Here is a 12,463-nt window from a genome sequence, read left to right as displayed (position 1 = left end):
TGTTCGCCGCCTAGGCATCCGTGGATTCGGGTTCCTGGTCCGCGGGCGTCCACGTGAGCTTGACCGTGGCTCCGCCGTTGTTCTCGTCGATCCTCATGCGTAGTTCCTCGCCATAGAGGAACTCGTGTTCAAAATGCCGTCCGTCAATGCGAGCCGCATCCAGGAGCTTCGTCATCGCCGTTGCCATTGCCCGGCCCCAGTCATGCGGATTCTTGCTGGACGCTTGTTCAAGGGCTGAATAGCTGACCATAAATCAATTGTTCTCCGGCGCGCGAACTTCTGCCAGCTTCAATCTTCGGTGGGCTCCGTCTTCGGTTGCCGTGGTGCAGGTGAGTTCGATGGCCATCGGCGCTCAGCCTGCGGACAACGCTTTGCCCAGTTTCCCGCTTCCCCCGGTTACCGCAATTCTCATGATGCGCTCCTCGGATCCGGCTGCAGGCGAAGTCCCGCTGCGGCCATGTCCGCCGCCAGTACACCACTGAGCTTGGCGTGCCCGGCAGCATTCAGGTGAACGCCGTCCACGAGGTCCCCGGCGACCTGATATTTGCTGATCCAGTCCCCGACGCTGAAGAAGGGAGCCCCGGCCTTGGCTGCAATATTGCCCAGTAGCGCGTCAACCTGGGTACGGCGCCCCCCGCCCGCGTTGGCACCCTTGGCAAGAGTCCCGATAATCACGATCTTCGCCTGTGGGTACCTCTTTTTGAGGGCAGCGAGGAGCCTGTTGGCGTTGGCGGTGATCTGCTCATCGCTGGCGGCATGGGAGGCATCGTTGCCTCCACCTTCGACAACGATGAGCGGCGGCGTCCCATAAGGCAGGACCCAGTCTCCTCGTTGCAGCGCATCGATGTAGTTGCCGCTCTTGCTCGTCGCGGCCACGTATCCCGTACCGCCCCGGGCCACGGAGTACACCTTGTAACCAAGCGAGCCCAAAGCCTCCCGCGGCCACGAGCCCATTGGCTCTGACTGGGAGTCCCCAATAAGGACGGCCGTGTGCCGGACATCCGCGAGGATGATTTCGTTCCGGTTGTTGCTTGGATTCTTGTACAAGGAACCCACGGGAAGCTTTGCCGGATCCGGCCCGGAATCAGGTTTCTTGGGACCTTGGCCCGCAGCCGCCGGACTACCCGACGGCGCAACGGGTGCCGCTGTCTGCCTGCCGCTGGATGAGTCGCTCGGTTCAGCGGGCGCCTGTGAACAGCCTGCCAAAAGCACTCCGGCGGCGATCACGGATGCAGCGGAGCGGAGTATGCGAGATTTGTGCATCGACCTGTCCCGGGCTTGCTTTCTGTTCGTTTAAGCGTTGTATACGCAACTTTGCATCGCTCATAGACCGGTGACGAAACGAGCCGGCAGCCTGCCTACGTCGGAGTCTATTGGATCGGGACCGGGAAGGTCACGGCAGCGTCGGAATTATCCTCGTCGGACGGCCAGTGTGGAAGAATTTCATTTCGCACCCCATCTTTCCGACGCACAGATAGGAACCCCGTGCACGCACCGGCGCCCGAGCCGGAAACCCACCCCGTCCCCGATGTCCGTTCGCGGCGATCATGGACGGGAAGACTGCGTTCAGCGCAGCTCACCTTGGGTTTTGTCATCGTTTTCTGGGGATTGGGAGCGCTGACCTCCAGTCTCGCCACGGGACCGGACGCGCAATTGCGGCTCAATTTCGCACTTACACCCCGCTCCGTACCTGATCACTGGTGGGCCGCCATGACTTCCGCCGTCTGGGCCAGGGACCTGACGGGCTACGTGCTGGAAACTGCTTTGGTGCTGCTGCTGGGCGTGCCTTTGGAACGACGAATGGGACGGCGGGCGTACGCAATCGCTGCTGTCTCCAGCCAGGTTCTGGGCGTTGGCATTGCCCTTGGATTCCTTGCCTTGGCCCAAGGATTGCTCGGTAGCTGGACTGCGGAGATAGGCAGCCACCTCTTCGTGGGTCCCAGTGCGTTCATCATCGGTACCGCCATGGCGGGAACTGCGTCCATGGCAACCCTGTGGAGGCGCCGGATCCGGCTCGTCGTCTTCGCCTTGTTGCTCCTCCTCGCCCTGTACAGCGGAGGGTTTGCGGACCTGGTCAGGCTCGGCGCCGCAGGTGCGGGTACGGTTCTCGGGCCGCTGCTGATGGGCCGTCGGCCGCGGTTTGCGCGCCCGGTCAGTTCCCGGCACGAGGGCCGGGTGCTGCTTTCGCTGCTCATTGCCGTATCGGCGATCGGTCCGGTAGTCGCCGGCCTCATCCCGCATGCGGTTGGACCGTTGTCCATCCTGCGTTTCCTGTTTACCAACATCCAGCCCGTCGATCCCCAAACGCTCCAGGGCCTCTGCTCGGATCCGGCGAAAGCGAAGGACTGTGCCGTCGCACAGCTGCAGTTGCGCGCCGGCGCCGGCGGGATCTTCATGGCCATTCTTCCGTCCTTCCTCCTGCTGCTGCTTGCGGAGGGCCTCCGCCGCGGACGGCGCTTTGCCTGGGTGGGAACCCTTTTGATCCAGGTGGGCCTTTCCGTCCTGGCCGGAATTGCACTCGCCGGAGTCCTGCAGCCGACTACTTCCGATACCGGTGCGAGCGAGGGGATTGCCGCAATCGAAGGATCGGCGCCCTCGCAGCCGTTCACCCTGGCCTTGCCGCTGCTCCTGCCCCTTGCGCTGACCATCATCCTGCTCGCGACCCGACGGCTGTTTCATGTCCAGGCGCCGAAAGGGACCTACAGACACCTCGCGGTCCGGGTACTTGCGATAGCGGCTGTGCTCAGTGTCGTCTATGTCGGTGCCGGGTTCTTCCTCGCGCAGGATTTCTCCCCTGTTCCGGGGCTGCCCGAGCTACTGGCGGATGTCCCTGACCGGTTCCTTCCGCTGGGCTTCGTCCTGGATGTGCCGCCGGCGATCTTCCCCCAAGGCACGGCCGCCGTTCTCGTGTACGAAGGCGTCGGGGTCGTCTTTTGGGCGATCGGGGGTGTCCTGATCTTCAGGACGTTCCTCCACCAGGCTCACACCCGGCACGACGCCAGTACTGAGCGTGCCCGGAAGGTCATCAAGACGTGGGAGGGAAGCTCGCTGTCCTGGATGACCACTTGGCCGGGAAACATGTACTGGTTCTCCGCTTCCGGACTGTCCTTTGTTGCCTACCGGGTCAGCACGGGGGTTGCGCTCACACTCGGCGGCCCGGTGGGACCCAAATCCGAGACGACCGCCGTCTTCGAAGAATTTGCCCGCTATTGCAGGGGCAACGGGTGGACGCCGTGTTTCTACTCCGTACCCCAGGAATTGCGCGACTACGCGGATTCCTCCGGATGGAGCTCTGCACAAGTAGCCCAGGAAACAGTCCTGCCACTGAATTCGGTCTCCTTCAAGGGAAAGAAGTTCCAGGACATCCGCACGGCGTTGAACAATGCCGCGAAGGCGGGCATTCGCTACGAATGGACGAGTTACGCCTCGGCTCCTTTCTCGGTCCAGGTCCAGATCGAGGAAATCTCCGAAGAATGGGTGGCAGACAGGAACATGCCCGAAATGGGCTTTACCCTGGGCAGCCTTGACGAACTCGACGACCCCGAGGTGCGCTGCCTGCTTGCAATCGACAAGCGCCACACAGTACACGCAGTCACCTCTTGGTTGCCCGTCTACCGCCACGGGCACATCGTTGGCTGGACCCTCGATTTCATGCGTCGCCGTAGCGGCAGCTTCCGTGCCAGCATCGAATTCCTCATCGCATCAGCGGCCCTCAGCCTCAAGGATGAAGGATGCGAATTCGTGAGCCTTTCCGGGGCACCCCTGGCACGTGTCGAAGAAGATCCTTCGGAGGTGCCGCGCCCAAGGCCACGATCCCGGCCGCCCGGCAGCCTCGACCGACTGCTCGACTGGTTGGGGGCGACTTTGGAACCGGTGTACGGGTTCAGGTCCCTCTTGGCGTTCAAAGCAAAATTCAGGCCCCGGTACGAGCCGCTCTACATGCTCTACCCCGATGCCGCTTCCCTGCCTGCCGTTGGGACCGCGGTGGCACGGGCCTACCTGCCAATGCTCAACCTCGGAGCGGGGCTGGCATTGGCAGGCCGGATCTTCCGCTGGCCCAAGCGCTCCGGAACGCCAGGTCAGAGCCGCCCCTGAAGCCGTCGAGGACGCCCCTCACGGGGAGCCTGACGGGGAGCCCGACCCTGCCGACGGCGAGCCCGACGCCGGGACCCCGCCGATCGGGACATTGCTGTGATGCGCTTTGCCGTGGTGAAGTTGCAAGGCACTGAGCACCAGGCCGAAATGACTGAAGGCCTGGGGCATATTGCCAAGTTGGCGGCCCGCATGTGCGTCCCATTCTTCGCTCAGCAGGCCCACATCATTGCGCAGGGCCAGGAGCCTCTCGAAGAGGGCTGTCGCCTCCGAACGGCGCCCTGCGCCCAAGAGCGCGTCCACCATCCAGAAGGAACACGCAAGGAAGACGCCCTCCCCACCCGGCAGTCCGTCGTCGCTGTCTTGCGGACGGTAGCGCAGCACAAAACCGTCTTCCGTCAGCTCACGCTGGATGGCGTCAATAGTGCCGATCACGCGCGGATCGTCGTGCGGTAGGAAGCCCACTTTGGGGATGAGGAGAAGGCTCGCGTCCAACTCCTTGCTCCCGTAGGACTGGACGAAGGTATTGCGGTCCGCGTCGAATCCGTGGGTCATGACTTCGTCATGGATGGTGTCCCGCAAAGCCTCCCAGCGATCTAGCGGACCGGGCATCCCGGATTCTCGGATTCCCCTGACCATCCGGTCAGCCGCAACCCAGGCCATCACTTTCGAGTGCACGAAGTGGCGCCGCGGGCCGCGTACTTCCCAAAGTCCGTTGTCGGGCTTGTCCCAGGTGCCCTCAAGGTGGCGCATCAAGGCGGTCTGGATAGCCCAGGACTCATCCCCGATGGTCATCAGCGATGCCCGGGTCAGGGACAGGCAGTCCAGGACCTCTCCCCAGACGTCCAACTGGAGCTGCTCGGCTGCCGCATTCCCGATTCGCACCGGCCTCGAACCCTGGTATCCCGCAAGCCACGTCAGTTCGGTCTCGGGCAATCGCCGGCGCCCGTGCAAGCTGTACATGATCTGGAGATCGGCCGGGTCGCCGGCCACTGCGCGCAGGAGCCAGTCCCGCCACGCGCTGGCCTCCTCGGTATAGCCCGCGGCCAGGAAAGCTTGAAGGGTCAACGTGGCATCGCGCAGCCAGCAATATCGGTAGTCCCAGTTCCGCGGTCCGCCGATCTGTTCGGGCAGCGAGGTGGTGGCGGCGGCAACAATGCCCCCGGTAGGCGCATACGTGAGGGCCTTCAGCGTGATCAAGGAACGCTGAACGGCCTTCCGGTAAGGCCCCCGGACGGTGCACCGCTTGGACCAATCGGTCCAGAATGCTGCGGTGTCCTCAAGCGCGATGTCTGCCTCGACCGTGCGTGGCCGCCGTTCGTGGCTGGGCGCCCAGGTCAGGACGAAGGGGATGTGGTCACCGGCGTTGACCGTGAACTCGCTGACCGTTGTGAAGTCCTTGCCTATCAACGGCGCCGGGGTCTTGAGGTAGACGGAGTCCGGACCGGCAACCGCGCGGAGGCCGTGCCTGTCACGGCGCACCCAGGGCACCACGTGTCCATAGTCGAACCTCAGGATCAGCTCCCCACGCATCTTGACCGTCCCGCGAATCCCTTCGACGATGCGCACGATGTCCGCGACGGCGTCGCGCGGCGGCATGAAGTCGATGACCCTGACGTGCCCTTCTTCGGTTTCCCACTCCGTTTCCAGGATGAGGGTTCCGTCCCGGTACTGGCGGCGCGTGCAAATGCCCCCCGATTCCGGCGCCAAGAGCCAGCGCCCGGCTTGAGGGCAATCCAGGAGCGCGGCGAAGCACGCAGGCGAATCGAAACGCGGGAGGCATAGCCAGTCCATGGAGCCCGCAGTGCTGACGAGGGCTGCGGTGTGCAGGTCCCCGATCATTGCATAGTCTTCGATTCTTTGGCCGGTAGCCGGTTGACCGTTCACAGTCCCTTTCCAAGTGCTGATTCAATGGCGGCTATTGCCTTGGCCGTGATCTCTTCCCGCTGGCCGGAGCCATCCACGGCGAGCACGATTCCGCGCTCGGAGTATCGCTCAACCACTGCCTGTGTCTCGTTACGGTAAAGCTCCAGGCGACGCCGGATCACCGGTGCTGTGTCATCGCTTCGGCCTTGCTCCTGCGCCCTGCGGAGCATCCGCGCGACGAGCTCGTCGTCGTCGACCGCCAGTTCGACGACGGCGTCCAGCTGCTGCTGGTTGCCGGCCAGAATCCCGTCCAATGCCTCAATCTGCGCCGTCGTGCGGGGATATCCGTCCAGGAGGAATCCGGCCACGACGTCGGCGTTGCCAAGCCGCTGACGGATCATGGCATTGGTGACGTGATCCGGCACGAACTCACCGCTGTCCATGTATTTGCTTGCTTCGGCTCCGAGTTCTGTCTTGCCGCCGACGTGCGCTCGGAAGATATCTCCGGTGGAAATGGCAGGTATGCCGAAATGCCCGGCGATGTGCTCAGCCTGGGTACCCTTGCCCGAGCCAGGAGGGCCCATGATGATCAATCGCAAATGTCACCTGTCCGTTCGTGAAGCGGTTTTGCGTGCCCCGGCATTGTGGCTAGAGCTTAGCAACTGTGGAGGGCTCGCGGCAGGGCCACGGCAGGCCGGTTCAGACTGTGGCGGGATCGGTATTGGCGCCACAGAGGATTACGGCCACGCGTTCCCCTTCTGCCGGAACATACGCTCCGGAGTTCACGGCCGCGAAAGCGGCGGCCGCGCCATGTTCCACGACAATCCGGTACTGCTCCCAGAGCAGGGAGCGCGCCGCGGCGATGTCGTCGTCGGACACCAGGACCGTCCGGACGCCAGTGCGGACGGCCACCTCGAAACCGATCCGGCCGATCTGCCGGGCCCCCAGGGAATCCGCGGCGATCCCGGAGACGGCAACGTCAACCGGTGCCCCTGCAGCGAGGGCCGAATAGAGAGTGGGAGCGTTGTCCGGCTCGACGCCGACAACCCGGGCGTGGCCTTCGACGGCGGCCGCGATTCCCGCCATGAGTCCGCCGCCTCCAACGGCCACCACCACGGTGTCTATCCCGCCCAGCTGCTCCAGGAGCTCCGAGCCGACGGTGCCGGCGCCAGCGGCGATTTCGGCTTGGTCGTAAGCGTGGCAGTAGACTGCGCCGGTTTCCGCGGCGTAGTCGAGGGCGGCCTCAAACGCTTCGGCGTACTCGGTTCCCCGCTGGACCACCGTGGCTCCGCTGGCCTTGAGCTTCTTGACCTTCACGGCAGGTGCGGTCTCGGGGACAAAAACGGTCGCGGGCACCCCGAGTTGCACCGCGGCATAGGCGTTCGCCAACCCGGCGTTGCCTCCCGAGGCGACGACGATTCCGACATCGTCCTTCAGCTCGCCGCGCTCCCGGGAAGCCAGCACGCGGTTGAAAGCGCCCCTCGCCTTGAACGTTCCCGTGTGCTGCATGAACTCGCATTTGAACCACAATTGCCCGGGCACCGTCCCGGCATCCGCCTCGAAAACGGGTGTGCGCCGGATCCTCCCCGCAATCCGGGCGGCAGCTTCATCGACGTCGACGCGTGTGATCATGGGAAGTCCTCGTTCCGTGCGGTCCGATCGTTGGTAGGCGCTAGCCTCAGGCTATCGCAGGGGCCCACGCCGGCGAGGGACCCGGCCTGGGGGCCCACCCCGGCGCGGGACCCGGCCTGAGCTTGCGAAGGCGGGGGAGCCGGTGGGGACTTGCGAAGGCTGGGAGCCGGTCGGGACTAGAGGGACTCGACGTCGGCCGTTCCGAGCTGCTGCCGGCGAGCCTGGCGGTTCCGCAACCAACGGCGGGCAAGGTCAACTGCGGCCCAGATTCCGGCGAGGGGAGACAGCACGACCACGCCGTAGATGAAGATCATCCACGTCAGGATGGCCAAGGGCTGCTGCGCTCCGCTCAACCAGGACAACCCGCCGAGCAAGCCGAGTGTCCAGAACAAAACCACGCCCAAGAGCACCGCTCCCGCCGGAAAATACTCGCTCCTCACAACAGCCATCAGTGTCTCCACCGGCTGCCACCTGCCTTCCATCACCGCGCCCGAATAACTTCAGTATGCATCCGGAAAAACGCCGGACAGGGTCAGCGCGCGGGCGAAGTGACGAACATAACCGCGGTGGGCGTGTCGCCACGGATTTCGGGGCCTATGTGACGCGTCGAATGGCGGCGTAGTCTATAAACACGCACGGTTGATAGCTGGAAAAATGGCGCCGAAGAACAACCCGAAAAGTGGTTTGGCCAGGGTCCTGCGAAGGGTCTTCGGATTCTTTCTTGTGAGTGCGGTTTGCGGCGTATTGGCCGCCGGGCTAGTAGTCCCCGGTGTGGCGTCGGCCGGGATGGCCGTCAGCGGTTCGATCCAGTACTTCGACAACCTCCCGGGTGATCTGGTGGTCAACGCGCCGTCACAGTCGACCAAAGTACTCAGCGCAGACGGAAAGACGATCGCCACCTTTTATGCCGAGAACCGTGTTCGGGTCAGCCTGGACCAGATGTCGCCCTACATCAAGGAAGCGATTGTCGCCGTCGAGGACAACCGCTTCTACGAGCACGGCGGTATCGATCCCCAGGGGATCCTCAGGGCATTGGCGTCCAACCTCACCAAGGGCACCAACGAGGGTGCATCGACCCTGACCCAGCAGTACGTGACCAACGTACTCAACGAGTCCCGTTTGGCGGCAGGCCAGACCGGACAAGTGGTGCTCAGCGGTCAGAAAACCCTGGGTGACAAGGTGCGCGAAATGAAACTCGCCGTCGAACTCGAGAAGAAATTCACGAAGGACCAGATCCTGGAGGGCTACCTCAATATCGTGTTCTTCAACCGGGACGCGTATGGCATCGAAGCTGCGGCGCAGCACTTCTTCAGCGTTTCCGCCAAGGACCTGAGCCTTCCGCAGGCGGCCCTGCTCGCCGGCTTGGTCAACAGTCCCAGCTACTTCGACCCCTCTGTCCATCCGGACAACGCCATCCAACGCCGCAACCTGGTGCTGTCCGACATGCTCGCTCAGGGCAAGATCCAGCAGGCAGCGTATGCGGCCGCCGTCGCCACCCCCCTCAAACTCAACATCACGCCGGGGAAGCAGGGCTGCGCCGCCGCGAACATTGCCGTGTACTTCTGCGACTACATCTCCCACCTCATCCTCAACGACCCCGCATACGGTGCCAGCGTCACGGACCGGGAACAGCTTCTGTACCGCGGCGGCCTGACGATCACCACCACCTTGGACAGCCGCCTGCAGGCAGTGGCACAGCAGCAGGTCGATGCCACGGCAGGTGCGAACCCGGACAAATGGGGCGCCTCATTGGTCTCAGTGCAGCCCGGCACGGGCAAGATCCTGGCCATGGCACAGAACACGGTGTTTCTGGCCGAGCCCGGCAAATTCGATACCCAACTCAACTTCAACGTTGATTCCGTGGACGCCAACGGCAATGACCTCAACGGAGCCGGAGGCTTCCAGCCAGGTTCGGCCATGAAGCCGTTCACTTTCACTGAGTGGCTCAACGAAGGCAAGTCCTTGACCACCGTGGTGGACGCGTCGCGGAGGGTGTATCCGCTCGGATTCCCTTGGAGGGACAGCTGCGGGAAGGTACTCGGCGGGTACAGCACGGCCCAGAAAATCGCCGGCCTTGGCACGGCCGACGATCTCCGCAACAACGACGAGGGATACTACCGCCCGATGCCCGTCAACTATGGGCTCTACAACTCCATCAACACCGCAACCTTCGCCGAGGCGGCCCAGCTCGACTTCTGCGGCATTCAGAAAGTGGTCGATGCGGTGGGTCTCCACAGCGGCGTGGACAACGCACCCGTGAACATGCACCAACTGGGCAACCTCCTTGGCGGCACCGAAATATCGCCGCTCGTGATGGCCGACGCCTTTGCCACGTTCGCCAACGACGGCACGTACTGCGCGCCGATCGCCATTGTGGGCATCACGGATCTATCCGGCGGGAAGCTGCCCGCCCAAGCCAGTTCATGCCGCCCGGCCATCAAGCCCGAGGTTGCCCGCGGCGTCGACTCCGTGCTCCAGGACGTCCTGAAACGGGGATCCGGCATCTACATTCAACCGAAGGTCCAGGACCTGTTCCCTACCGCGGCAAAAACGGGAACGAACAACAGCAACGGCTCTACCTGGGTGGTCGGATTCACCACCGGGCTCGCCACGGCGTCCTTCTTCGGCGACACCATGGCCGGGCAGAGCCGGGCCGGACAGAACGTCACCATCAACGGCAAGTTCTACACCGCCATCGACGGCTACATGCTGGCCGGTCCGCAGTGGGCCAACTACATGACCCAGGTCGGCGGGCTGTACCCGGCAACAGCCTTCCCTGCGCCGCCGGCGTCCATGGCGGGGACACCTACGCCGACTTCTTCGCGCTGAGCTTCAGAATTCCTGTCCAGTGAAGAACCCACCACCAGCCCGCCGGCGGGGGTACGCGGATTTCCTGCGAGTTTCGGAAGAGTTCGGCTACCCGCAATTGAACCTGTCGTGAACGTTTCCGCGGTGAGGCCCAATAGGCGAGACGGAGAGCCTCCCCGCAACAAGAATCATCCGGGGACGCATTCTCGATCGATAAGAACGCAATAGCGAAGGGTCTTATTTTGATGAAGACAGCCAAGAAAAACGGGCTTGCCATGGCAGCGGTCCTGGGGGCCGTGCTCATGGCCGGATCCGCGGTGGCTCCGGCGGTGGCCGACGACGTTTCACGCGGCGGCCAGGACGTCCATGGCCAGCAGGGATCAGACAGCAACAAGGACCAGGGCGGTCAGGGTGAAACCTCCAAGCATGTCCTGCTGCTTTCGGTGGACGGCCTCCACCAGAAGGATCTGGACTTGTACGTGAAGAACCACCCGACGTCGGCCCTCGCGGCGCTGGTCAACCACGGCACCAGCTACACGCACGCCCAGACTCCGGTGCCTTCGGATTCCTTCCCGGGCATGGTCGGCCAGCTGACCGGCGGCAATCCCGGGACCACAGGCGTCTACTACGACGACACCTTCAACCGGGCACTGCTTCCCGCGGGCACAACGGACTGCAAGAACACTGCGCCCGGCGCCGAAGTGGCATTCACTGAAGCCGCAGACAAGAACCAGAACGCGCTCGACGCCGGCCAAGGCTTGCCTGGTCTTCCGGCAAGCCTCCTGAACATGACGGGACAGCCCGGCACGCTCCTTGACCCGGCCGCCCTCCCGGTTGACCCGGCCACCTGCAAGCCGGTCTATCCGCACCAGTATTTGAAGGTAAACACGGTCTTCGAAGTCGCCAAGAGCGCTGGCCTGACCACGGCGTGGTCGGACAAGCACCCGGCCTACGAAATCCTGAACGGCCCTTCAGGCAAGGGCCTGGATGACCTGTTCACCCCGGAAATCAACAGCAAGGCCGCCGCTCCGTTCACCGGCGACTGGACGCAGGACAACGCCGCGACCCAGCAGTACGACGGCTACAAGGTCCAGGCCGTGCTGAACGAAATCGACGGCAAGGACCACTCAGGTACCAGGACGGCCGAAGTGCCGGGCATCTTCGGGATGAACTTCCAGGCCGTCTCGACGGCACAGAAGCTCCCGACGTCGGACGGCCTCACCGGCGGTTACCTTCAGGGCGGCACCGTTCCCGGTCCGCTCTTGAGCAAAGCCCTGGACTTCGTCAACGCTTCCGTGGGGAAGTTCGAGTCCGCACTGGCCCCTTCCGGCCATGCCAAGGACACAACAGTGATCCTTTCTGCCAAGCACGGTCAGTCACCGATGGACTCTTCGACGCTGACGAGGGTCCCTGACAGCGCAATCATCGACGGCCTGAACGCGGCGTGGAAGTCCGCACACCCGGGCTCCGCAGACCTCGTCGCGTTCTCTACCGACGACGACATCATGCAGCTGTGGCTTTCGGACCACTCGCAGTCGGCAGCGCAGTTCGCCAAGGACTACCTGGCAGCGCACTCTGCCGCCGGTAACGACATCAACGGAGCTGCCAAGACCGTGACAACCTCGGGGTTGAGCAAGGTCTACGCGGGCAGCGAAGTTGCAAACTACTTCGGCACCCAAACCAGCGATGCACGCTACCCGGACATCCTGGGCATCGCCCAGACCGGCGTGGTTTACACCGGCGGCAAGGCCAAGATCGCCGAACACGGCGGAGCCAGCGCAGACGACCGCGATGTGCCGCTCGTGATCTCCGGCGCCAACGACGAACACGCCCGGACCGTAACCACCGCTGTCGAGACGACGCAGATTGCGCCGACCATCCTGAAGACCCTTGGCTTGGATCCGAACAAGCTGCAGGCCGTGCAGATCGAGGGGACCAAAACCCTCCCCCAGCGCTGATCCAGCGCGCTTCAAACACTGGATGGGCGCCTCGGCCGGACGGCCGAGGGGCCCCTCCCTTGTACTCATCTGACCCCCGGGCTGTACGAAATGGATCGTTCCGCTGG

At 63.8% G+C, this 12,463-nt stretch carries 9 protein-coding genes; 3 read left to right on the top strand and 6 right to left on the bottom strand.

Translation table 11 applies throughout. From position 1 onward, the window contains the following. Positions 1–10: 10 nt before the first annotated feature. Positions 11–250, bottom strand: coding sequence for a hypothetical protein (locus QRN59_RS19770; RefSeq protein ID WP_284984164.1), 240 nt, complete (start codon positions 248–250; stop codon positions 11–13). Positions 251–408: 158 nt separating this feature from the next. After that, positions 409–1,263, bottom strand: a complete 855-nt coding sequence (locus QRN59_RS19765; protein ID WP_284984163.1) for an SGNH/GDSL hydrolase family protein — start codon at positions 1,261–1,263, stop codon at positions 409–411. A 222-nt stretch (positions 1,264–1,485) separates the two neighbouring features. On the opposite strand from QRN59_RS19765, the gene QRN59_RS19760 reads away from it, so the two are divergent. Then, positions 1,486–4,095: a bifunctional lysylphosphatidylglycerol flippase/synthetase MprF gene (locus tag QRN59_RS19760; protein ID WP_284984162.1), complete on the top strand. Its 2,610-nt coding sequence runs from the start codon at positions 1,486–1,488 to the stop codon at positions 4,093–4,095. An 18-nt stretch (positions 4,096–4,113) separates the two neighbouring features. Here the strand turns inward: QRN59_RS19760 and QRN59_RS19755 are convergent, their stop codons facing one another. The 4 genes from QRN59_RS19755 to QRN59_RS19740 form a co-directional block, all read right to left on the bottom strand. After that, on the bottom strand, positions 4,114–5,934 hold the full coding sequence (locus QRN59_RS19755; protein WP_502871092.1) for a glycoside hydrolase family 15 protein: 1,821 nt from the start codon (positions 5,932–5,934) through the stop codon (positions 4,114–4,116). A gap of 41 nt (positions 5,935–5,975) precedes the next feature. Continuing rightward, positions 5,976–6,551 carry an adenylate kinase gene (locus QRN59_RS19750; RefSeq protein WP_284984160.1) on the bottom strand — a complete coding sequence of 192 codons (576 nt, stop codon included), beginning with the start codon at positions 6,549–6,551 and terminating at the stop codon, positions 5,976–5,978. Between the two features lie 106 nt (positions 6,552–6,657). Further along, entirely contained in the window at positions 6,658–7,590 is a 933-nt protein-coding gene (locus QRN59_RS19745) for a threonine/serine dehydratase (protein ID WP_284984159.1), read from the bottom strand. A gap of 176 nt (positions 7,591–7,766) precedes the next feature. After that, a complete protein-coding gene (locus QRN59_RS19740) occupies positions 7,767–8,039 on the bottom strand; it encodes a hypothetical protein (protein WP_284984158.1) in 273 nt (90 codons plus the stop codon). A 205-nt stretch (positions 8,040–8,244) separates the two neighbouring features. On the opposite strand from QRN59_RS19740, the gene QRN59_RS19735 reads away from it, so the two are divergent. Together QRN59_RS19735 and QRN59_RS19730 are read left to right on the top strand one after the other, a co-directional pair. Beyond that, complete coding sequence (locus QRN59_RS19735; RefSeq protein WP_284984157.1) at positions 8,245–10,419, top strand: transglycosylase domain-containing protein; 2,175 nt, start codon at positions 8,245–8,247, stop codon at positions 10,417–10,419. Between the two features lie 224 nt (positions 10,420–10,643). Beyond that, positions 10,644–12,356 carry an alkaline phosphatase family protein gene (locus tag QRN59_RS19730; RefSeq protein WP_284984156.1) on the top strand — a complete coding sequence of 571 codons (1,713 nt, stop codon included), beginning with the start codon at positions 10,644–10,646 and terminating at the stop codon, positions 12,354–12,356. Positions 12,357–12,463: the final 107 nt, after the last annotated feature.

This window comes from Arthrobacter sp. efr-133-TYG-118 (genome assembly GCF_030209755.1).
Classification (GTDB): domain Bacteria; phylum Actinomycetota; class Actinomycetes; order Actinomycetales; family Micrococcaceae; genus Arthrobacter.
This window is presented reverse-complemented; position numbering and strand designations above follow the sequence as displayed.

Bases quoted from the DNA above. Each gene is read 5' to 3' on its own strand.
- QRN59_RS19730 (WP_284984156.1), top strand. From the start codon at position 10,644: ATGAAGACAGCCAAGAAAAACGGGCTTGCCATGGCAGCGGTCCTGGGG.
- QRN59_RS19765 (WP_284984163.1), bottom strand. From the start codon at position 1,263: ATGCACAAATCTCGCATACTCCGCTCCGCTGCATCCGTGATCGCCGCC.
- QRN59_RS19755 (WP_502871092.1), bottom strand. From the start codon at position 5,934: ATGATCGGGGACCTGCACACCGCAGCCCTCGTCAGCACTGCGGGCTCC.
- QRN59_RS19745 (WP_284984159.1), bottom strand. From the start codon at position 7,590: ATGATCACACGCGTCGACGTCGATGAAGCTGCCGCCCGGATTGCGGGG.
- QRN59_RS19770 (WP_284984164.1), bottom strand. From the start codon at position 250: ATGGTCAGCTATTCAGCCCTTGAACAAGCGTCCAGCAAGAATCCGCAT.
- QRN59_RS19740 (WP_284984158.1), bottom strand. From the start codon at position 8,039: ATGGCTGTTGTGAGGAGCGAGTATTTTCCGGCGGGAGCGGTGCTCTTG.
- QRN59_RS19735 (WP_284984157.1), top strand. From the start codon at position 8,245: ATGGCGCCGAAGAACAACCCGAAAAGTGGTTTGGCCAGGGTCCTGCGA.